We start from the raw sequence: 23,024 nt of genomic DNA on the forward strand, positions 1-23,024 counted from the left end.
AAGTTTTCTGAGGAGCTTTTTCATTTATTACACTTTCCTTATTATAGCATTTCCTGTTTGTTACGTTTTTACTTAAACAGTCAAATTTTAAGGAAATGTGGTAATTTTAGCACACTTTTAACCCATGACGCTTTAATGGAAATCCAGTTTGACATTGATTTTAAGGAGAGTGCGCCAAAATACATGCAAATTATCAAATCGCTGTTATTGGCCATTGGTAAGGGAAAGCTGAAAAGAGGAGATAAAATACCGTCAATCAACCAGTTAAGCGAAGAATATTTATTATCCCGTGATACCGTAGAGAAAGCTTACAAGCATCTTATCAAGGATGGGGTTTTGATATCTGTGCGTGGAAAAGGATATTTCATCAACCGTGTTGACATAGAAACCACTTCCAGAATTCTTCTGGTTTTTAACAAAATCAGCAACTATAAAAAACAGATCTATAATTCTTTCGTAGAAAATGTCGGTCGCAATGTTATTGTAGACCTTCATATCCATCACTCTAACATCAACATTTTCAGCAATTTAATTAAGAACAGCATCGGCGAATATGATTTTTATGTGATCATGCCGCATTTTTATGAAAATGAAGAAGAAGCTATCAAAATTTTAAACCTGATTCCGGCTGAAAAATTGATCTTACTTGATAAGGATATTCTGGAAAATAGTCCGTCAAAACATTCGGCAGTTTATCAGAATTTCGAAAAAGATATTTTACATGCTTTGAATGAGGCCATAGATCTGTTACAGGTTTACAAAAAGTTAATCCTTATTTTTCCAACACTGATTCCTTACCCAAAAGAAATCATCAAAGGATTCAGACTTTTCTGCATTCAACATCAGTTCGAACATGAGATCATGTATGAAACAGATGAAAATATTACCGTTTTAAAAGATGCCGCTTACGTGATTATAGAAGAAACGGATCTGGTAAATCTGATCAAGAAATGTAACGAACAGAAACTTGTCATTGGAAAGGATGTCGGTGTAATTTCTTACAACGAGACCCCGCTGAAAGAAATTTTGCTGGACGGAATCACAACGATCTCAACGGATCATGAACAAATGGGGAAGTCAGCTGCCCGCCTTGTGATGCAGAATAAAACGGAAAGTATTAAAAACCCATTCACACTGATCAGAAGAAAATCATTGTAAAAGGGAAAGCCATTCAGATTTCTCCAAATGGCTTTCTCTTTTATAAACCAATACTATAAACCGGTAGCAACAGTCACTGTGCCACGTTCGCTGATCAGATTTTCCCTGATTTTAAGATCACGGAAAAGGCCGATCGGATCCAGAGAACCGCCGCTGTGCAGCATTGCCTCTCTTACCAATGGACGAACATCTGTTCTGAACGCATTCTGCAATAATTGTTGCGCTAAAACAACGTCGTTATTCTGACGTGCGATTTCCAGCTTTTTGCTATCCAGGATAAGCGCCTGCGCATAAGAAAGCAAAATTGCTTCTACGGACTGCATCAAATCTTCCAAAGGATCTTTAACATTGTGACTTGCGTCAATCATCCAGGCAAATCCGTCGCTGCCTTTTCCGGCGCGTTTCATCCCTTCAACCAGCTCAACAAATATCAGGAACAACATATAAGGTCTGATACTGCCAACTGTTAAATCGTCATCGCCATACTTGGAATCATTGAAATGGAAACCCGCCAGACGCCCTTCCATCATCAGCGTAGCAACTATTTGTTCAATGTTTGCATTGGGTAAATGGTGACCTAAATCCACCAAAACATCAGCTTTCGGCCCTAATTTCTGGCAGAAAAGCAGAGAACTTCCCCAATCCTGAATAACGGTCGAATAAAAATTGGGTTCATACGCTTTATACTCCACAAAAACTTTCCAGTCCTCTGGAAGAGCAGCATATATTTCCTGCAAAGATTCCAGCGTATTCTGGAAAGATCTGACAAAATTTGATTGTCCGGGAAAACAGGATCCATCCGACAACCAGATCGACAAGGCCTTGGAACCTAAATCCTTTCCGTACTTGATAACCTCTATATTATGCTCAACCGCCTGTTTCCGAACTTTCGGATCTACGTGCGACAGCGAACCATATTTGTAAGATAATTCCTGATTTTTCTGATCCTGAAAAGTGTTGGAATTGACCGCGTCAAATTTTAGATCCAGCGACGTAGCCAGATCAATCATAGCATTGGCGTCGCTTGGTATATCCCACGGAATATGCAGCGAAATCGAGCCACTTGAACGGTTCAAAGCATGTAAAATACCAACATCTTCAATTTTTTCAACCAGAGAACCCGGCTCTCCCGATCCTGAAAAGCGGCCAAAGCGTGTTCCACCCGTTCCCAAAGCCCAGCTTGGAATAGCAACCTGAAATGCCTGCAATGTTTTAACGATCGCGTTGGCATCGATGCCCTGCTCCCCTAACTGTTCTTTTGCGAATATAAATTGATTGTTATGTTTCCCTAGCAAACGTTCATTATGCTGGTCAATGCGATATTGTTCTATTTTCATCTTTTTAGTATTAAAGATTGAAGGATCGGGCGGTATGCAAGGAAATTATCAGATTAATTTGAACCGCCAGTAAATTTTTATAAAAAAGAAGCTGTGCCAAAAGCAATTTTACTTTCGGCACAGCTTTCATTTCAAGTACTAGCGAACAAATGCTGCCGGTACTCCACCATCAATGTTCAGGACATTTCCGGTGCTTTTCCCTAACAATCCACCTACGAATACAAAAACGCCGTTTGCAATATCTTCTGTGTGAATTTCGGCATTCAAGACAGTACGTTTTGCGTAATATGCCGGTAATTCTTCGATTTTGATTCCATAAGCTTTTGCACGGCCAGCCGCCCAGCCGCTTTCCCAGATTTTACTTCCGGAAATTACAGCATCCGGATTAACCACATTCACACGGATTTTATCCGGGCCTAATTCTGCTGCCAGAAGCCGGGTCATGTGTTGCTGTGCTGCCTTCGCCGTTCCGTAGGCAACGTTATTTGGACCAGAAACCAGACCATTTTTGCTTGCAATGTTAATAATATCTCCACCTAATCCTTGCTGACGCATAATCGCAACGGATTCCTGGGAAACGAGGAACTGACCTTTTACCAATACATCCTGCAAAATATCCCAATCCTTAATGGTCGTTTCGGCAAGAGGTTTAGAAATGGAAAGTCCGGCACAGTTTACAACAATATCAACACCACCGAATTTTAGTTTTGTTGTATGCAATCCTTGTTGGATCTGGTCAATTTCCAGCACATTTGCATTTGCAGTTGCTGAAAAATCTTTCCCAAACTTGGTGTCAAATTCATTTTTGGTTTCAGCCAATGCTTTGTCGTCAATATCTGAAATCACAACACAAGCACCTTCTTCGAGGAATTTCTGCGCAATTGCTTTACCAATTCCACCAGATCCGCCTGTAACAAAAGCCACTTTCCGTGAAAGTGATTTTTCTTTTGGCATACGCTGTAATTTGGCTTCTTCCAACAACCAGTATTCGATATCAAAAGCTTCTTGTTCAGGTAACGAAACGTAAGATGAAACCGCCTCAGCGCCTTTCATTACGTTGATTGCATTGGTATAAAATTCTGCGGCAACGCGGGCAGTTTGTTTATCTTTTGCGAAAGAGAACATTCCAACGCCTGGATATAGAATAATTACCGGATTTGGGTCGCGAACAGCCGGGCTGTTATCATGTTTGCAGCGATCGTAATAGGCCTGATAATCCACACGGTATGCCTCAAACTGCGGACGAATAACATCCAGAATCGCCTGCGTATCTCCAGATAAAGCTTCCAAAGAAAGATCCAATACCAACGGACGGATTTTTGTGCGAAGGAAATGGTCAGGACAGCTTGTCCCCAAAGGAGCCAGTTTGTCAAGATCATTGCTGTTGATAAATTCAAGCACACGGGAATCATCCGTAAAATGCCCAACCATAGTCTGACGGTCAGAAGCGAGGCCGCGAAGGTAAGGTGCCAATTGGCCAGCTACCTCCAAGCGACGAGCTGCGTCCAGACTTTCCTGTTTTGCACCGCCAAACACTGGACGTTTTTTACCATAATTGGCTTCAAGATATTCCGAAGCTTTTTCAATGACGTCAAGCGTGTTGATGTAAGATTCGTAAGCAGTATCACCCCAGGTAAACAGACCATGTCCACCCAAAACGATTCCACGAATACCGGGATTATCAGCAAGTGTTTTTTCCAGTTTCAGCCCAAGGTCAAAACCCGGACGCTGCCACGGTACCCACGCCAGTTCACCGTTAAATAATTCCTGTGTAATTGCCTCGCCTTCTTTCGAAGCCGCAATTGCAATTAAAGCATCAGGGTGTAAATGGTCAATATGTTTGAAAGGAAGCAAACCGTGCAAAGGCGTGTCGATTGACGGTGCTTTCGATTTAAGATCATAAATACAATGATTGAAAAGCTCAACCATTTCGTCTTCAAAATCAAGACCACGATAAATATTTTTCAGAGCATGCAGGCGGTTTTGATAAAGACCGGCCAATCCGCTTCTCTTCAAAGTTCCGATATCTCCGCCAGAACCTTTGATCCACATCACCTCAACAGAATTTCCTGTTAACGGATCTTTTTCAATGGTTTTGCAGCTGGTGTTTCCGCCGGCATAGTTGGTAAGACGAAGGTCCGCCCCAAGTAAATTGGACCGATACAAAAGTAATTCCACCTGATCATCACCCATGGAAGCTGCTTTTTGTTCATCCCAAAGATAACTCACATACTTATACTGCTCTGCTTTTAAAATGCTCATATTGTTTTGTTTTTATAATCCCTTTTTGGTTAAAATCACTTAAAAGTAACAGGTGGGCAATTCAGATGATTTGACATTTTATTACGATACAAGATTAGAAAACTTCGCTTTCGGTACCGTCCTGTGGTATCCTGCATACTAAAAAAATATAAGATAAATAAGTTATTTTTTAATTAAAACGGCCTGAGCAGAGAAATCTACCCAGGCCGTTCAGCGAGAAAGTATTATTACCTGCTAATTTTGAATGACTATTTTCCTCGTTTCTTCCCCTACTTTGATTAAATAAAGTCCGTTCGATAGTTTGTCAGTCCGAACTGGTTGCGCAGGATTTACCTTTTGTTCCAGCACAACCCTGCCCTCTGAATTCCTGATTTCAACGGTCTCCTCCCTATCCAATCCTGAAACAAAAAACTCATTTTTAGCAGGATTCGGATAAACGCTCAGTTTTGTTTTATCCTGTTTCACGGTAATGATGCGGGAATATTCCGATTTCCCGTCCCAGTCCAGTTGTTTCAGCCGGTAATAGGTTTTGAAATACGGTTTTTGATCCAAAAAGGTATAGGTTTTATCTCCCAGATTATCCCCCAGCCCATCGACAAACCCAATATTTTCAAATGTTTTCGCATCAACACTTCGTTCGATCTGGAAGCCTTTGTTATTGGTTTCTGAGGTGGTTTTCCAGGTGAGGAGGTTTTCAGTGTTTTTATGTGTCCCGTTGAATGAAACTAATTTTACGGGGAAAGGCTCAGGTAACTCATCAACATAGAACTCCTCACTTACAAGTGTAAGATTTGGAACCATACTATTTGTTACCTCCGCTCTATATTTACCTGGTCCAATCCAAGGAAACATATCTCGGTATGGTCCAACCGGAGCTTGTAACTGGTTATCCTTATAAAAATTGACGGTACTAAATTCTCCTCCGTAATCAGCAACGTATACAACGCCATTACTAACGTATAATATAATTTTTGCTTGGTTTTCGTATTTGTCCAATATGCTTATATTCTCTTCCATACCGTTGAATGTAAAAGAGTTGCCTGAGATATTAACAAATGCAGAAATCGGAATCCCTGACAAATTGGGGATAGTACCAGTCAAAGGAGACCACTTATTCGGCTTGTCCCAATCCTGGACATAACTTAAATCCAAATACGTGAGGTTCGTCAGATTTCCAAATGAGGATGGAATAGAGCCGCTGAAATTGTTATCTGATAGGTCCAGATGCTTTAATTTAGTCAAGTTTCCTAACACTGACGGAATGTTACCACTTAAGTTGTGCTTCTCTAGATTCAGGTATTCTAAATTAACCAAATTCCCCAATTCATTTGGTATCGGGCCACTAAGCGGGTTGCCATAAGGTGATGGGAATGTCTGGCTAATATTCAAATATTTTAATTTCACCAGATTTCCTATACTTGCAGGTATAGATCCAGAAAATGAGTTATAACTGAGTTCAAGATATTCCAGATTAGTAAGGTTACCAATTTCGTTAGGAATAGACCCATACACTACACCTAAATTAGGCACAAGGTCAGGACCAGTACTTGTCAACACAAGCGACCTTAAAGCTGTCAAATCACCTATTTCGGGAGGAATTATTCCCTGTAAAAATACACCTGCCAAAAATAAACCCGTCACGCGCCCGTTTTCACAGTCTATCCCATTCCATCCGCAGGGATTATCACCAGGAGCACCGGGAAACTGCCAAGGCCGGTTAGGGTAATTTTCCTGCCAAGCCCATGACGTCATGTTCTCAGAAATAGCTTTTAAAGCCAGCCGATCATCCTCCAACGTTTGTGCAAAACTTCCTGTAATGGAAAACAGGAGGGCAAAAATTAAGTAATAGTGTTTCATAGTGGTAAATGTAAGTGTGAATAAAAAAAACAGGAGGCAACAAGAATCCAGACGAATGATTCACCATCATTCTTGTCAGTATATTATGAAGAAGTTGTTCAGAGACGTCGAAAAGAAAAATCGACAGCGACATATGCCACTGCCGATTTAATCACTCAAATTTCAAACAAAATATCAGGAAATCAAATAAACCGATCAATAATTTAATTTTCGGTTACTTCTGGTAACGTTAAACCACACTACTTCCAGGTCAATCCCATATTGTAAAACAAAAAAGCATAAATATCCGCCTGGGTTTCTAATGCCTTTTTGGTATTACTGGCTCCGTGTCCGGAATTTGTGTCAATGCGGATTAAAAGCGGATTTGTAGAAGACTGGCCTGCTTTTGCTTGCAGTTCAGCCGCATACTTGAATGAATGTGCCGGAACAACCCGGTCGTCGTGATCGGCTGTTGTGATCATTGTTGCCGGATAATTGACCCCCGATTTGATATTATGTAATGGAGAATATCCATACAGCATTTTAAATTCTTCCGGATTGTCGCTGCTGCCATAATCGGCAATCCAGTTCCAGCCAATCGTAAATTTATGAAAACGAAGCATATCCATTACACCAACGGCCGGAAAAGCAACTTTAAATAGTGCTGGCCGCTGGTTCATCACAGCCCCGACAAGCAGACCGCCGTTCGACCCACCCTGTATGGCTAAACGTTCAGGAGAAGTATATTTTTCCTTGATCAGAAATTCTGCCGCCGCAATAAAATCATCAAATACATTCTGCTTTTTTAACTTCATTCCCTGCTCGTGCCATTTTTCGCCATACTCACTTCCACCCCGCAAATTTGCCTGAACATATACCCCACCCTGATTCAAAAACGGAATACGCGTTGGGCTAAAGGATGGCGTCAGGCTAATATTAAACCCACCGTATCCATACAAAATCGTTGGATTCGAGCCATCCAGTTTCAGCCCTTTTTTATAGGTGATAAATGCAGGAATCTTTGTCCCGTCCTTGCTTGGATAAAAAACTTGTTTGGTTTCATAGTCTTCCGGTTTGAAGGAAACTTCCGGTTCACGAAACACAGTGCTTTTATGGGAAGCAATGTCATATCTGAAAATGGTCGGCGGGTAGTTGAACGAGGTGTAGGTATAAAACACAAAGGTATCTTCCTTCTCTCCGCCAAAACCGCCAACAGTTCCAAGTCCCGGCAATTGTACTTCGTTTTCCAGTTTCCCTTTCAAATCATACACATATACCCTCGAAGTAACATCTTTTGAATAAGAAGCAAAAACTTTCCCTCCTGCCGTTCCTGCGCCTTGCAACGGTTCCGGTTTTTCCGGCAAGAATATTTTCCAGCTTTTCGATTCACTTTCATAAAACATCACTTTCCCGTTCGGAGCATTTTCGTTGGTTTCCACCAAAAAACCGCCTTCGACATTTTCAATGATATTATAGCTGAAATCGGTAATTTCTTCCTTGATCGGCGTAAATTTCGTTTCGCCTTTTTTCATCACCCATAAGCCATTTCCATCTTTCCCTTTTCCCCGGTCGCTCACATAAAGTGTGGCAAATTGTTCGTCCTCGGTCGTACTGACCGTATGGAACCTTTGTCCATTGGCAGGATCTTCGAATATCAACTTATCCGCAGACTGTCCTGTCCCGATTTTATGAAAAAATACCTGGTGATTCTCATTTTTTGCAGCTAAAGCACTGCCTTCAGGTTTTGGATAACTGCTATAATAAAAGCCGTCTCCTTGCCAGGCAGCGCCCGAAACTTTCACCCATTCCACTTTGTCCGTTAACATTTTCAGGGTTTTCATATCCATCACCTGATATTCCTGCCAATCAGACCCGCCTTTTGAAAAACCCAGAACCGCATGATTTCCATCTTTTGAAAGTTCGAAAACCGTCAACCGGGTCGTTCCGTCAGCCGAAAGCTTGTTAGGATCAAGTACCGTTTCGGGTGTTCCGTTCAAGCCCTTTTGACGGTATAAAACAGCCTGATTTTGCAATCCGTCGTTTTTGTAAAAATAAAAATAATCTCCCTTTTTTGAAGGTGCTGAATATTTAGGATAGTTATAGGCTTTTTCCAGGTCAGAAAAAATCTTTCCCTTAAATGAGATTTTATTCAGGTATCCAAATGTCACTTCATTCTGAGCTTTTACCCAGGCTGCGGTTTCCGCTGAACGGTCATCTTCCAGCCAGTGATACGGATCAGAAACCTTTGTTCCATGATATTCATCAACATGTTCAACCTGATTTGTTTTCGGATAAGTAATTTTTTGAGCAGATCCATCCGTCCCGATCAGCGTGGCAGTAAGTGCAGTCATTCCTAAAATTTTATAATTCATATACTACGTTTTAATATGATCCAAAGAAGCCGGATAACTAATATTTTACCAAAAAATAAGATTTTATCCGTTTTATTTAAAGTTTTATATGAGGTTAGAGTAAAAAAACACAATTTTATTATTTAATCGCATGAAAGTTACTTTCTGCTCTAATATTGTCATTTAAAACCAGTGTCCGGATATTTAAATTTTATTATATCTGATACAAACACTTTACCGGTCAACTTTTATTCCTAAAAAAATGACGCGGAACTTTGTATCATATTTAACGTTTTTGCTGCTGTTGCTGAACATTGCTCCTGTGACCAAACCATGTTTTGCATCCAACCCAATTTCCGCGCCCATTGCAAAAGCAGGAATTCTTGATCTAAGAAATACTGACCTGCAAAGTTTTAAAGTTCCAATCGATGGTGAGTGGAAACTTTATTGGAAGCTTTTGAAAAAACCGGGGACTTCCGAAACTTATCATGAAATTACAAAATTCCCTCAGTTGTGGAGTAACACACTTTGGAAAGGCAAATTTTTACCTTCCCAGGGATTTGCCACCTATGAATTAAAAATTCTACTGCCGAAAGAAAGAGAGCAGCTTGCTTTTTATATCCGGGACATGTATAGTGCCTACACTTTTTATGTCAACGGAAAAATTATAGCTTCTAACGGCGTTCCAGGCACGGACGAGGCGAGCACGGTACCCTACTGGTCAACGCAGGTAAAACCTTTTCAGCCGACTGATACACTTTATTTAACCTTACAAATTGCAAATTTCCATCATTCAAAAGGCGGAAATACCAAGTCGATTGAGATTGGTTCTTTTAGTAAATTACAGGCCGAGAACAATCTGGACTACGCTTTCGATTTCCTGCTGACGGGTTGCATGGTCATGGGCGGGCTCTATTTTCTTGGTCTTTACCTTCTAGGACGACATGATAAAGCGACGCTATATTTTTCATTATTCTGTTTCTTTTACAGTTATCGGATTGTAGGCACTGGTGATTATGCGATTCATTCCATTTTCCCGACATTAGGCTGGCATCTGGCCATTCATTGCGAATATATTTCGCTATTTATGGCTGTCGCGATGTTTGCGCTTTATACCCGGAATCTCTATTGGGAAGACACCCCTCATAAAATTATTTTCGTGATGACAGGCGTCTGTTTCGCCCTTGTTTTGATTACGATGATTTCTCCTCCGCTGCTATTTTCAAAGTTGATTAATCCGTTTATCGGGCTATTAATTTTTTATATAAGTTTCGCCACTTTGATTTATATCAGAGCGTATAAGAATAACCGTATCGGAGCTAAATATGCGCTACTGAGTACAGGAGTCATATTTGTCATTATTATTGCCCTGATTCTGGATTACTACGACATTACATACCCCGAAAAGATTTTCCTATTTGTGGGATATCTCGGATTTTTCTTCTGTCAGTCATTGATACTTTCCTTTCGATTCGCATACACCTTGAAAAAGGCGAAGACGGATGCGGAAATGGGATTAAAAGTGAAAAGTGAATTTTTGAGTACAATGAGCCATGAGATTAAAACTCCTCTCAATGCGGTTGTCGGGATGACACATCTGATGATGAAAGAAACGCCGAGACCGGATCAGAAACAGCATCTTGATGTACTTCTTTTTTCAGCGAACAATTTGCTCACCATTGTCAACGACATACTGGATCTAAACACGATAGAAGAAGGCAAAATTCAATTTACCAACACGCCGGTTGATATTTCAGAAGTTTTAAAAAGCATAGTTTCAGGATATAAAATGTCGGCTAATGATACAGGTATCGACCTGATCTTACAGCTGGATGATAAACTTCCTGCCAAGATTTCGGCTGACTCCAAACGAGTATCACAAGTCGTAAGTAACCTTGTCCAGAACGCTATAAAGTTTACAAGGAATGGTTGGGTAAAACTGGAAGTTGAAGTAATTACGAGTACGGAACAGGATATTACGCTAAAAATATCTGTTCAGGACACTGGCATTGGTATCGCCAAAGAGAAGCAAAAACTAATATTTGAGGAATTCACGCAAATTGAATCGTCTTCGACAAGAGGTTTTGGCGGAACCGGCCTTGGGCTGGCCATCAGCAAGAGATTGTTAGCACTGCAAGGTTCAGCACTGCACCTGGAAAGTGAGGAGGGCAAAGGATCCAAATTCTATTTTATTCAAACTTTCACTGTATTGGAAGAGATTCCGAAACATAAAGATGCCTCATCAGAAAATATTAACGACAAACCTTTGAAAGGAATTTGCGTTTTGATCGTTGAAGATAACCGCATGAACGTAGTGGTTGTTCAAAACTTTCTGAAAAGATGGGGAGCAGCGTATGAAGTTGCTGTAAACGGGCAGGAAGCGTTAGATAATTTTGATGTAACCCGCCACCATATCGTGCTGATGGATCTTCACATGCCTGTTCTGGACGGTTATCAAGCTATCAGGCAATTGCGTGAACGTGGTGAAACGGTACCCATTATTGCCTTAACGGCAAGCCTGGCTCCGGATGTGAAACAAGATATGTTTAGTATCGGGATGACCGATATCGTATCAAAACCCTTCAACCCGGATCAATTATTAAGCAAAATTCTGGACCAGACTGTCAGGTTATAAAAAAAAGGGTGAAGAATATCCTCCACCCCGATTTTGCTATTTTAGAATCTCCACAACAAGTCCGCTCTCTGCACCTTGCTGGTGATATACTTTTTGAGTAGCCTTAATAAAATCCCCTTCTTCCGCTTTATAAATGTTGTCTACATATTTCTGCGGATTCCTGTCAAATAATGGAAAAACTGTACTCTGAACCTGGATCATCACACGGTGACCTTTCTTAAAAGTATGCAGGACGTCCTGTAACCGGAATGAAATATCGGTCTGTTTATCGGCAACAAGCGGCTCAGGTTTTTCCAGACTATTACGGAAACGGGCGCGAACAATTTCGCTCCTCACCATCTGCTGATATCCTGCCATCACAACATTCGGGTTGGGCTGGAACTGGCTATTCTTTTCATCATCCGGATATACATCAATCAATTTGACAAAAAAGTCAGCATCGGTTCCGCTCGTACTGATTTTCAGCTGCGCCATTATTTCGCCGCCCAGGGTCATATCTTCTGCCAGCACATCTGTTTTAAACACCAAAACATCAGGACGCGTTGAGGCAAAACGCTGATCTTCCGACATATATTCGAATGGCGTAAATCCAGACATCTGCTTGTAATTTTCAGTATAAGGCACCGGTTTCATCGGATCGCTGACATATTCCGAGTATGACTTTGCGCTTGCAGGAGCATCAAAACTCAATTTTCCATCTGCCTGAAAATATAGTTTTTTCTTTTCAGTGCTGGCAACCGGCCACTTGTCATAAGTTTTCCACTCCTTTTTTCCCGTATCAAAAAGATAAGCTTCCGGCAATCCTGTTTTCCCATCACCAGGACCTTTTAAGAAATGGTCGAAAAATTTTCCTTCGATGGTATTCTGGTAGAAAGTTGCGATACTATCCCCAAAATAAATATCGTTGTGAAAGGTATGCCCGGTTTCTCTGCTCCATCTGCCATGCCCGAATGGACCGACAACAAGCGTATTATAAATCCCGGGATTATTTTTTTCAATTGTCTTATAGGTATTCAGCGGACCATATAAATCTTCTGCATCAAACCAGCCACCAACCGTCATGAACGCATGTTTCAAGCCTTTTAAATGCGGTAAAATATCTCGTTTCTTCCAGAATTCATCTTTGTTGGGATGATTTACAGTTTCCTGCCAGAAAAAGTTTTTCGAATAATATTTATCAAAGTTTTTCAGCGGGCCAACATTCATATTGAATGTGTAACCGTCCGGAGCAGGTTTAATGAAATCATTAGAGAACCATGAAGCATCCGTTGGCGCATCCGGCGCGATTCCAAAAACGGGAAAAGTGAGATAGTAACCTTGGGTAAAAACGCCATTATGATGAAAGTCATCATGAAAAAAATCTGCGATCGGCGCCTGCGGGGAAGACGCTTTTAATGCAGGGTGATTGCTGAGCGCACTGGCAGTTGTGTAGAAACCGGGATAGGAAATCCCCCATTGCCCTACCCTTCCGTTGTTATTTGGAATATTTTTTAAAAGCCATTCAATGGTATCATAAGTATCTGAGGCTTCATCAACTTCTGTTTTATTTTTCTTGGAGTCGATATGCGGCGTCATATTGGTCCAGACACCCTCACTTTTATACCTTCCTCTGACGTCCTGATAAACGAAAATATATTTTTCCCGCATAAGTAAAGTGCTAGGCCCCAATCGCGCAGGATATTTTTCCTCGCCATAAGGTGCGACACTATAACATGTCCTTTGCATCAGAAACGGATACTTTTTTGATGTTGAAGCATCCTTCGGAGCATATACAATGGTGTGTAATTTTACACCATCCCGCATCAGAATATCAAATTCCTTTTTTGAATAATTATCCTTGACGAAAGTATCCTGGGTTGAAGTCTGCTGCGCCAACACATTCAGATACACAAACAAAAAAGCGAAAAGCAATAGATTTTTCAGCATAAGATTTAGACTTATTTTCTTTTGTAATAATTGAGATTCACGCTCGTCGCCTGACCGATTTCTCCAAGCGTATAAAAACCTTGCGCCTCACGATCAAAACATATTGACTCTCCCTGAGGCTCCGGAGCGAGAAACATTTGCTTCCGCGGTGATTTCATCAGTGTCTGACCCACTGTTTCACCAGTGCTTCTTATCCAATAAAATGCACTGGTATAATTCCTGATCAATATTTCGCCTCCACTTACTGAAACATTACCTCCTGTTGCAAAAACTACCGAAGGAATTATTCCCACTTTTTCCGCTGTAATGGTTGCCGAAGTTGATTGAGGATACGCCAGACGATACAACCCTGCATTATCCATTTCCTTCGAGATAATAAAAATATCCTTCGTTACAGGATCCAATAGAAGGCTTTCCGCATCACGCGGTCCATCCGGGTAATTATATGTTATTTTTTCTAAACTGCTCTGATTAAACGAATCGTTGATACCACCGATTTCCGGAATTCTGTAAATAATATTGGTTGAAGTCATCGGAAGATTGTTGTTGCCGATTTCGCCAATGTACAGATACTTAATTCCATCCGCAGGCCCGGGACCACTGGCAAGATCTTCCCAGTCATGGTTTGTCGAGCCTGGTATATTGAACTCTTTAATCGTTTTGCCGTCAGTACTAACGAGGTAAAGCGAGTTCGGTTTACCAGAATCCTGTAAAGTCCACAAATAGCCGTTTATGGAGAAACTATTGGCTAACCCAGATGCTTCATTGATGATTCCCGGTTGTATGGGAAATTGTTGAGGAACTGTTTCAAAGTCAATCGAATCACCAGTTTCCGGATTCACTTCGGGATCACCGCAAGAAGTCCAGAAGACCGCCATCGTTGCGAATAATAAAAACTTTTGCGGTAAGAACCTGAATTTATATAATTTCATAAATAACGTTTCATGTTACATTTAGTAAAAATACGTACTTTTGCGGCATTTATTATCAGGCAGTTTCTTTATATCAGTATTAAAATAATTATATGTTACGTACACATACCTGTGGTGAGTTAAGCTTAGAGCATGTAAATCAAGATGTTGTGTTGTGTGGTTGGGTTCAGCGGATCCGTGACAAAGGAGGAATGGTATGGCTGGATTTACGTGACCGTTATGGTTTAACACAGCTTCTTTTTGAAGAAGGTAAAACACCACCGGAGGTATTGGAAACTGCACGTTCGCTGGGACGTGAATTTGTGATCTCCACAAAAGGTGAGGTAATTGAACGCCTTTCTAAAAATGATAAAATTGCGACGGGTTCAATCGAAATCCGTGTTTCAGAATTAACGATCCTTAATCCTGCAAAACTTCCTCCTTTTTTAATTGAGGACGAAACGGATGGCGGCGATGATATCCGTATGAAATACCGGTATCTGGATTTGCGTAGAAATACAGTTCGTAAAAATCTTGAACTTCGTCACCAGGTTGCCCGTCATACGCGTGCCTATCTTGATGATTTAAGTTTTATCGAAGTTGAAACGCCCGTTTTGATCAAATCAACACCGGAAGGAGCACGTGATTTTGTGGTACCAAGCCGCATGAATCCAGGTGAATTTTATGCTTTGCCGCAATCACCGCAAACCTTTAAACAACTTTTGATGGTAGCGGGATTTGACCGTTACTACCAGATCGTAAAGTGTTTCCGTGATGAAGATTTACGTGCAGATCGTCAGCCTGAGTTCACCCAGATTGATTGCGAAATGTCATTTGTAACACAAGAAGACATTTTGAATACTTTTGAAGGTCTGATCCGTAATCTTTTCAGCAAGGTTAAAGGGCTGGACTTGCCGGAAGTTCCACGTATGACTTATGCAGATGCCATGCGTTTATATGGTTCCGACAAGCCTGATATCCGTTTCGACATGAAGTTTGTGGAATTGAAAGGCAAGGATCAGGATCTTACTTCTGGCAAAGGTTTCAGTGTGTTTGATGATGCCGAACTCGTTGTTGGTGTTTGTGCTCCGGGCTGTGCCGTTTACACCCGTAAACAAATGGACGAATTGACGGACTGGGTTAAACGTCCGCAAATTGGTGCCAAAGGATTGATCTATGTTCGTTATAATGAAGACGGCAGCGTAAAATCGTCCGTTGATAAGTTCTATTCAGAAGAAGACCTAAGAAAGTGGGTTTCGGCATTTGATGCAAAACCTGGCGATTTAATTCTTGTAATTTCCGGACAAGCCGATAAAGCCCGCAAACAACTGAATGAAGTGCGTCTGGAAATGGGTTCGCGCCTTGGTTTCCGTGATCCAAACGTATTCCGCGCTTTATGGGTTCTTGACTTCCCATTGCTGGAATACGGCGAAGAAGATAACCGCTGGTTTGCGATGCACCATCCATTCACAAGTCCAAAACCGGAAGATATTGCTCTTTTAGCGACGGATCTGGGGCAGGTACGTGCTAACGCTTATGATATGGTTATCAACGGCGTAGAAGTTGGTGGTGGTTCTGTCCGGATTTTTGAACGTGATTTGCAGCAGCAAATGTTCGAAATACTTGGTTTCAGTCCGGAAGAGGCGCAGGAACAATTCGGCTTCCTGATGAACGCCTTTGAATTCGGAGCTCCTCCTCACGCGGGAATTGCCTTCGGATTTGACCGTCTGTGCTCAATTTTTGGAGGCGTAGATTCGATCAGAGATTTTATTGCGTTCCCGAAAAATAATTCAGGACGTGACGTAATGATTGATTCTCCGTCTAGTATAGCAGATAAGCAATTGAAGGAATTGTCAATCTCAGTTCATACTGTTCAGTAAAATACTGAAAATGAAATATAATATTCAGATAAACGACTTTCAATTATAATATCTTTATGTACTTTTGAAGCGATTCAACGATCTATTCAAAAGTACATAAGGATATTTTTTGAGTCAAAGAAACCATTTACGCACATTACATGCATTGCTCAATACTTCGCAAACTATTCCTTCCGGGAATATTACTTTTTCTTTTACAGTCCCAAGCAACGGTCTTTGCTCAAACCGTTGATCCCAACTCAATTTCTAACGAACAAGCTGTAGAATTTTATAAAAAAGCCAAAGCCAGCGGTTTGTCTGATATGGACATTGAGCAGGCTGCTTTGCAGAAAGGTTATACGTTAGATCAGATCAGTGCGATGCGTAACCGTTTGCAGCAGGCACAAACATCGGCACCAACACAGGCGAACAGGAGTACAACTGATGAAAGCAGACGAAAAATTGCAGATTCGACGCTTGTCAAAGTTAAACCGGTGTCTAAACTTCCCAAAGAAGATTCAGTAAGGCAAATCTTCGGAGCTTCATTTTTCGAAAATTCAGCAATGAGTTTTGAGCCAAATCTTAGAATTGCTACACCAAGAAATTATATATTGGGACCGGATGATGAGCTTAATGTGGACATTTACGGTAATTCTGTTGATAACTTCAAGCTTAGAGTAAGTCCCGAAGGAACTGTAAAAATGCTTAATCTTGCACCAGTACAAGTAAGCGGAATCACCATTGAGCAGGCATCAGAGCGTATCATTAATCGGCTTCGTACGGCATATTCTTCTTTGAATCGTCCAGGTGGTGGCACTTATTCAACAATTACGCTAGGAAACGTAAGAAGTATTCAAGTAATGATCACTGGTGAAGTTACACGCCCTGGCTCATACACATTGACATCTTTGTCTACCGCATTTAACGCTCTTTATCAATCGGGAGGCCCTAATAGAAATGGTTCGTATCGGAACATAGAAATTATAAGAAATGGCAAAGTTATTCGCACCATTGACCTTTATGGATTTTTAGTGGATGCTAATTTGAAAGATAATATTGCATTACAGGATCAGGACATTATCCTGATTCGTCCATACGATAAAAGAATTGAACTATCCGGCGAAGTGAAACACCCGGCGATGTTCGAGGTAAAACAAGGAGAAACGTTCAAAGATGTAATTCGATTTGCTGGTGGATTTACCCCAAATGCCTATGCGGCTTCCATTCAGTTTCGTAGAAATACGGGCAAAGAGTTAAAAGTTGGATCAGTACAAGGAGAAGAAATTAATACGCTGGTTCCGGAGAACGGAGATAATTACAGAGTGGGTAGAATTCTGAACCGGATTGAAAATCGGGTTGTAATAGATGGCGGCGTATACCGTAATGGGGAATATCCTATCGATGAACAGACTAACACAGTCAAAAAACTTATTAAAAAAGCCGATGGTTTGCGGGAGGATGTCTTTTTAAACCGGGCGATCATTGAAAGAAAAAGTGAAACACTTCGTCCGGAAATTATTTCGTTTGACTTAGGCAAATTAATGTCAGGAGAAATCGAGGATATCGCCCTGAGAAGAGAAGATCATATTTTTATAAAAACGATTGATGAGCTCAAAGAAGCCTACTTAGTAACAATTGCCGGCGCAGTAATCAATCCTGGGACAATTGATTTCCATGAAGGAATTACGGTAGCCGATGCGATCTTCAAATCCGGAGGTTATATTGAAGGGGGTATACCTTATCGTATAGAAGTATCAAGAAGAATAAAGAACGATACAGTTTCTATTCCAAACTCTCAAAACGTTCGTATTTTCTCTTTGGATGTCGATGAAAATCTTAAATTAAATCCAGAAGATGAAAAATTCAAGCTGGCTCCATTTGACGTTGTGTACATACGTAAATCCCCAAGATATGAGCCGCAAAAGGCGGTAACCATAGTAGGAGAAATAATGTATCCTGGGACGTACACTATTCTAACCAATTTCGAAAGAATTACTGATCTGATTCCAAAAGCAGGAGGTATGAAGGCAGAAGCTTATATCCGTGGCGCCCGGTTTTACAGGAACAGAGAACTCGTTGCTGTTGATTTAAATGCGATTTTGGATAACCCTTCACTTCCTTCGAATCTTTTACTTCAAAACGGTGATTCTTTACGTATTCCTACGAAGTCTGAGACAGTTCGGATCATGGGAGGCGTACAAAACCCTTCAGTTGTTAATTTCGATCCGGGGTTCTCATTTAAGGATTATATTTCACAAGCTGGCGGGTTTAGCGAAAATGCGTGGAAAAGCAGGGTTTATGTTTCCTATCCTAATGGAAGAACATTTAGAAGTAAGAAGGTTTTGTTTTTCACTTCTAGGCCGAAAATTGAGCCAGGATCAATTATCACTGTTCCACTAGAGGAAAAGAGAGAGGGTAGACAAACTTCACCTGGAGAAAGAATTGCCATTTTATCATTGCTAACGACAGTGACAATCACACTTATCACTGCGCTTAGAAATAACAACTAGTAATATTATACAAAGAGTAATGGCAGAACATCTGAATCCCCTTGAAAAATCGTCAACAATACCTGAAATAGGTATGTCAGATATAGTTCAATTTGTTAATAAATATGCTTACAAAACAATTTTCGCAGGCTTCATATTTGGTGTCATTGGCTATGCTTTAAGTTTTCTCTTACCTGTTGTTTATAGTTCGTATTCTACTTTACTGCCGGAGTCAGGAACATCTTCCAATGGAATGGGATCGCTATCAGGCCTAGCGCGCCTTAGCGGACTGACAAAAAATGAAAGCGGTGGTGCTCTGCAACCAGAATTATATCCTGCGATTTTACAAACATTTCCATTTTCCTTATACATGTTACAGCAGCCTGTAATCGACGAAAATAGCAAAGCATATAAATCAGTACAGGATTACTTACATCGTAATGACACAGATGACTCTTCTTCAAAAGAAATTCCAAGTACCGTTAATAAAAAGATCAGTAAGGAAATAATTTTGTTATCTAAGAATCAAGAAAAAAATGCAAAGCAAATTCAAGATATAATAACATCAATATATGATCTTAAAACCGAAATTATAACTATTAGCGCTGAAACCGAAGATCCCGTAGTTTCTGCCCAATTAGTTCAGGCAGCAAGTCAATATCTAATTCAATATGTAAGTGACTATCGGACTGAAAAGACAACAAGAGAAGTTCAATTTTTAGGACAAAGAGTGGCAGAAGCAAAAAAGAGACTGCAAAATGCTGAATTTGCTTTGCAAAGTTATCGGGATAGTAATCGGGGTGCTTTTCTAAATGTAGCACGTATTGAAGAGCAAAGATTGCAATCAGAATATGTTTTAGCACAATCCTTGTATTCCGATATAGTTCGAAGATGGGAAGAAGCAAAAATAAAAGTCAAAGAGCAACAGCCAGTCATCAAAATACTCGAACCGGCAAAAGTAGCTAACACCAGAATTAAACCTAAAAGATTAATCGTCGCATTAGTCTTCGCCTTTATTGGTGGACTTTTTTATTTTAGTTATTCCTTCTTTTCTAAAAATAGCTAAAAAAATGGAAATATTTAAACGGGTTTAGTAATTCTATTTTTTTCGTTGATTATTCGACACACACTAAAACAACAATCACTACAATATGATTAAGAATGGCATTTTTAACGTAATTGGCCAAATCCTCAAATTGGGCTCAAGTGTGTTAGTTATGCCTTTGCTGGTGAGGTTTCTTGGAATTAATCTTTTTGGGTTGCTTAGTTGGACAACGGCAATCCTTACTGCTGTACAATTGGCAGAGGGAGGTTTGGGAGCGGGATTACTATACTTCTTATCAGAGACCTTGTACCCTGAAATAGATAAAAAATTGATAAAGCAAAGGAATGAAGTCCTAACTTCCGGTATAATTCTTTTGCTGATTTCCGCCTTATTAGTTTTGCTAGTGATTTATACCTTAACCCCCATTTTGGCTGCAACACTTAATGAAATAAGCTTAATACAGCGTAGAGAGGTGGAACAGTCATTGTTCATTGGAGCATTTCTTATCGGGATTCGTATTATTCAAAGTTTTTTTTGGGCTATTTTACAGTCTAGGCAATTATATAAGATATATAATATAGTAAGTACTCTACAAATCATTATTACTAATTCTATATGGGCATTACTTGCCTACAACGGAGATAGATATTTGCCGAATTATATTATTTCCAGTATAGTTATTTCGGTGTCCTTTACTGGCTATTTAACTTTTTTAATAGTAAAAATAACCCCACACTTTAAACCAATAATTTGTAGGACTACAACTCGAAAAATGTTTCACTACAACCTTGGCGTATGGGGAAGTAATGTAGGTTCTATTTTATTCTCGCAAGGAGACAAATTAATTGTCGCTAATACATTAGGGCTAGAAGTTCTTAGTATTTATACAATATTCACCAATATTGTCAATCAGCTAAATTCCTTCGCTGCCCAGGCTGTACACCCAATACTTCCTCTGATCAGTTCCATTTCAATATCGGCATACACCAAATTCGACAATATATCCCAGTCTATAAAGAAGTTTTTTTTAATAAATGTATACATATCATTGGCTGGTTCAGGTATTTTAATTATTTGGGCTGAAACTATTTTAACCTTTTTTCTTGGAAATAACTTTACTAAAACCTCAATAATCCCATTCCAGACACTGGCTTTTATCTATGGAATATATACCTTATCCGTTACCGGTTATTATATCGTTCTAAGTATTGGACAAAGCATAAAGGTTATGAGAATATCTATAGTATGTAGCGTATTAACACTTATCAGCATGTATATCTCTGCTCAGCTAATTGGATTGTTAGGAGTAATATTAAGTAACTTTTTCTTTCTTCCAATATTAATACTATTATTTCAGGGAATGAATGTCATGGACATTCGACTAGTAGATTGGGGAAAATTTATCCTATTGCCTATTACACTAGTAATTTTTGTCAGCACTGCGGCATTTATTCATCCCTATACACTCACTACAAAAATTATAGCATCAGTAATTTTTGTAGGCTTAATTTTAGCTTCGTTTATTAAGCAATATTCAAAATTAACAAGCATGAATAATGAATCTCTTTTTACAATCATAAAAACACTCTCCAGGCTATGAACATTTTTTTAGATAAACTTCAAAGGTTTATAAATCTGATATTTAAATTAGAGATACGAAAATTCCCTAATCAATTCCAACGTTCTCAAAGGACTTATTTATCCAACAATAAAATAAACAAAATTTTTGATGTTGGAGCAAATCAAGGACAATTTGCACAAGGAATATTCGATTTAGGTTATACTGGAAAAATAATTTCTTTTGAACCTATAAATGCAACTTTCAAACAATTAGTGAACAATTCAAGAAAAAATCCTAATTGGAATCCTAAAAATTTTGCTTTAGGAGATTTTGACGGATTTTCAGAAATAAATGTATCGCCACTTTCAGCTAGTAGCTCGATCCTACCCTTTGTCCAAGAAATGGTGGACGTAGTTCCAGATTTAAACTATGTAAGAAAAGAAAAAATCGAAATCAAAAAACTGGATTCTATTTTTGATGAATATGTAGAAAGTAACGATCGTGTTTTTCTTAAAATTGATACACAAGGATTTGAAAAAACAATACTCGACGGTGCAATACAATCACTTGAAAAATTAACGATGATTCAGTTGGAAATGTCGCTTGTTGAAATATATCAGGGTGAATATACAATGCAGCAAATGATTTCCTTCTTACGGAATTATGGCTTCGAGTTATGGGCATTGGAACCTGGCTTTTACCATCCGAAAACGAGAAAACTGCTTCAAATCGATGCGATCTTCATGAGAAATTAGTTTTCAGAATAAAATTAGGAGTAACCATTTTTTAGTATGGAAAAAAGGCCTTTTGTCTCGATTATAACATCAACCTTTAATGCAGATAAATTCCTTGCTGAGTGTATACAAAGTATTTTAAATCAGACTTATAATAATTTTGAATTCATTATCATTGATGGAGGTTCAACAGATGATACCGTCAATATCATAAAAAAAAACGAATCTCATATTACCTATTGGATAAGTGAGAAGGATAGTGGGATTTATCAAGCCTGGAATAAAGGAATTAAACAAGCCAAAGGAGAATGGATTTTGTTTTTAGGAGCTGATGATCAATTATTGCCAAATGCTCTTGAATCCTATATAAGCTTCATTAATGAAAATTCTGATGTTAAATACGATTATATTTCTTCTCGGGTAAAAAGGGTAAGACTCGATGGCTCAATAGAAGGAGTCGTGGGCCTTCCCTGGAAATGGGGACAGTTTAAATACAGAATGACAACTGCACATCCAGGTTCCTTCCATTCAAGACATTTATTCTCTAAATTTGGTAATTACAGTGAGGAGTATAAAATTGTGTCAGATTATGAAATGTTACTGCGTCCTGGTAAAACGCTTAAAGCTGGATTTTTAGATCAAATCACAGTCCTCATGTCGACGGGAACGCCTTTATTGAAGACAAACGCAACTTCGGAAGTTTTAAGAATGTTAAGAAGAATGAACCATTTAAACAAGACAGATTATTACTTTCATCATATGAAAGTAATAGTAAAGTTTTTCATTAGAGAACAGACTAATAGATTCACCAAACTCCGTAAATAATTATTGGCTGAGCATTACAAATACTAAACACACACATAAGTTCATTAAACTATATTCCAGATACACCTCAATGGATAATAGTTGTAAAACGTTGA

General features: G+C 39.5%; 14 protein-coding genes. 8 read left to right on the forward strand and 6 right to left on the reverse strand.

Annotation, left to right across the window (positions count from 1 at the left end):
* The first annotated feature begins 135 nt into the window (after positions 1–135).
* Positions 136–1,158, forward strand: coding sequence for a GntR family transcriptional regulator (locus tag AC1XUO_RS24125; protein ID WP_483332400.1), 1,023 nt, complete (start codon positions 136–138; stop codon positions 1,156–1,158).
* 53 nt (positions 1,159–1,211) lie between these two features.
* Here AC1XUO_RS24125 and AC1XUO_RS24130 read toward each other — a convergent pair whose 3' ends face one another.
* The 4 genes from AC1XUO_RS24130 to AC1XUO_RS24145 form a co-directional block, all read right to left on the reverse strand.
* The gene (locus AC1XUO_RS24130) at positions 1,212–2,495 is read right to left on the reverse strand and encodes a sugar isomerase (RefSeq protein ID WP_483332401.1); all 1,284 of its coding nucleotides are present in this window, start codon (positions 2,493–2,495) and stop codon (positions 1,212–1,214) included.
* Positions 2,496–2,633: 138 nt separating this feature from the next.
* Positions 2,634–4,757: a bifunctional aldolase/short-chain dehydrogenase gene (locus AC1XUO_RS24135; protein ID WP_483332402.1), complete on the reverse strand. Its 2,124-nt coding sequence runs from the start codon at positions 4,755–4,757 to the stop codon at positions 2,634–2,636.
* 234 nt (positions 4,758–4,991) lie between these two features.
* A complete protein-coding gene (locus AC1XUO_RS24140; RefSeq protein WP_483332403.1) occupies positions 4,992–6,614 on the reverse strand; it encodes a T9SS type A sorting domain-containing protein in 1,623 nt (540 codons plus the stop codon).
* Between the two features lie 239 nt (positions 6,615–6,853).
* Positions 6,854–8,965 carry a prolyl oligopeptidase family serine peptidase gene (locus AC1XUO_RS24145; protein ID WP_483332404.1) on the reverse strand — a complete coding sequence of 704 codons (2,112 nt, stop codon included), beginning with the start codon at positions 8,963–8,965 and terminating at the stop codon, positions 6,854–6,856.
* Between the two features lie 241 nt (positions 8,966–9,206).
* Here AC1XUO_RS24145 and AC1XUO_RS24150 point away from each other — a divergent pair, with 241 nt between their 5' ends.
* A complete protein-coding gene (locus AC1XUO_RS24150; protein WP_483332405.1) occupies positions 9,207–11,579 on the forward strand; it encodes an ATP-binding protein in 2,373 nt (790 codons plus the stop codon).
* A gap of 36 nt (positions 11,580–11,615) precedes the next feature.
* Here the strand turns inward: AC1XUO_RS24150 and AC1XUO_RS24155 are convergent, their stop codons facing one another.
* Positions 11,616–13,505, reverse strand: a complete 1,890-nt coding sequence (locus AC1XUO_RS24155; RefSeq protein ID WP_483332406.1) for a CocE/NonD family hydrolase — start codon at positions 13,503–13,505, stop codon at positions 11,616–11,618.
* An 11-nt stretch (positions 13,506–13,516) separates the two neighbouring features.
* On the reverse strand, positions 13,517–14,437 hold the full coding sequence (locus tag AC1XUO_RS24160) for a PE-PGRS family protein (RefSeq protein WP_483332407.1): 921 nt from the start codon (positions 14,435–14,437) through the stop codon (positions 13,517–13,519).
* Between the two features lie 92 nt (positions 14,438–14,529).
* On the opposite strand from AC1XUO_RS24160, the gene aspS reads away from it, so the two are divergent.
* From aspS to AC1XUO_RS24190, 6 genes are all read left to right on the forward strand, one after another.
* Positions 14,530–16,296: an aspartate--tRNA ligase gene (aspS, locus tag AC1XUO_RS24165; protein ID WP_483332408.1), complete on the forward strand. Its 1,767-nt coding sequence runs from the start codon at positions 14,530–14,532 to the stop codon at positions 16,294–16,296.
* 140 nt (positions 16,297–16,436) lie between these two features.
* Complete coding sequence (locus AC1XUO_RS24170; RefSeq protein ID WP_483332409.1) at positions 16,437–18,785, forward strand: SLBB domain-containing protein; 2,349 nt, start codon at positions 16,437–16,439, stop codon at positions 18,783–18,785.
* 19 nt (positions 18,786–18,804) lie between these two features.
* Positions 18,805–19,830, forward strand: a complete 1,026-nt coding sequence (locus AC1XUO_RS24175) for a GumC domain-containing protein (RefSeq protein WP_483332410.1) — start codon at positions 18,805–18,807, stop codon at positions 19,828–19,830.
* An 85-nt stretch (positions 19,831–19,915) separates the two neighbouring features.
* Positions 19,916–21,409 (forward strand): oligosaccharide flippase family protein, encoded by a 1,494-nt coding sequence (locus AC1XUO_RS24180; RefSeq protein WP_483332411.1) that lies wholly within the window; start codon positions 19,916–19,918, stop codon positions 21,407–21,409.
* Positions 21,406–22,125: an FkbM family methyltransferase gene (locus AC1XUO_RS24185; RefSeq protein WP_483332412.1), complete on the forward strand. Its 720-nt coding sequence runs from the start codon at positions 21,406–21,408 to the stop codon at positions 22,123–22,125. Before AC1XUO_RS24180 ends, AC1XUO_RS24185 begins: the two co-directional genes overlap by 4 nt.
* A gap of 36 nt (positions 22,126–22,161) precedes the next feature.
* Positions 22,162–22,929: a glycosyltransferase family 2 protein gene (locus AC1XUO_RS24190; RefSeq protein WP_483332413.1), complete on the forward strand. Its 768-nt coding sequence runs from the start codon at positions 22,162–22,164 to the stop codon at positions 22,927–22,929.
* The last annotated feature ends 95 nt before the right edge of the window (positions 22,930–23,024 follow it).

The organism is Dyadobacter sp. HNCC25DJ186 (assembly GCF_056895235.1).

What these genes read in the sequence shown, in the direction of transcription:
- AC1XUO_RS24125 (WP_483332400.1), top strand. Translation starts at nt 136, where the DNA reads ATGGAAATCCAGTTTGACATTGATTTTAAGGAGAGTGCGCCAAAATAC.
- AC1XUO_RS24130 (WP_483332401.1), bottom strand. Translation starts at nt 2,495, where the DNA reads ATGAAAATAGAACAATATCGCATTGACCAGCATAATGAACGTTTGCTA.
- AC1XUO_RS24135 (WP_483332402.1), bottom strand. Translation starts at nt 4,757, where the DNA reads ATGAGCATTTTAAAAGCAGAGCAGTATAAGTATGTGAGTTATCTTTGG.
- AC1XUO_RS24140 (WP_483332403.1), bottom strand. Translation starts at nt 6,614, where the DNA reads ATGAAACACTATTACTTAATTTTTGCCCTCCTGTTTTCCATTACAGGA.
- AC1XUO_RS24145 (WP_483332404.1), bottom strand. Translation starts at nt 8,965, where the DNA reads ATGAATTATAAAATTTTAGGAATGACTGCACTTACTGCCACGCTGATC.
- AC1XUO_RS24150 (WP_483332405.1), top strand. Translation starts at nt 9,207, where the DNA reads ATGACGCGGAACTTTGTATCATATTTAACGTTTTTGCTGCTGTTGCTG.
- AC1XUO_RS24155 (WP_483332406.1), bottom strand. Translation starts at nt 13,505, where the DNA reads ATGCTGAAAAATCTATTGCTTTTCGCTTTTTTGTTTGTGTATCTGAAT.
- AC1XUO_RS24160 (WP_483332407.1), bottom strand. Translation starts at nt 14,437, where the DNA reads ATGAAATTATATAAATTCAGGTTCTTACCGCAAAAGTTTTTATTATTC.
- aspS (WP_483332408.1), top strand. Translation starts at nt 14,530, where the DNA reads ATGTTACGTACACATACCTGTGGTGAGTTAAGCTTAGAGCATGTAAAT.
- AC1XUO_RS24170 (WP_483332409.1), top strand. Translation starts at nt 16,437, where the DNA reads ATGCATTGCTCAATACTTCGCAAACTATTCCTTCCGGGAATATTACTT.
- AC1XUO_RS24175 (WP_483332410.1), top strand. Translation starts at nt 18,805, where the DNA reads ATGGCAGAACATCTGAATCCCCTTGAAAAATCGTCAACAATACCTGAA.
- AC1XUO_RS24180 (WP_483332411.1), top strand. Translation starts at nt 19,916, where the DNA reads ATGATTAAGAATGGCATTTTTAACGTAATTGGCCAAATCCTCAAATTG.
- AC1XUO_RS24185 (WP_483332412.1), top strand. Translation starts at nt 21,406, where the DNA reads ATGAACATTTTTTTAGATAAACTTCAAAGGTTTATAAATCTGATATTT.
- AC1XUO_RS24190 (WP_483332413.1), top strand. Translation starts at nt 22,162, where the DNA reads ATGGAAAAAAGGCCTTTTGTCTCGATTATAACATCAACCTTTAATGCA.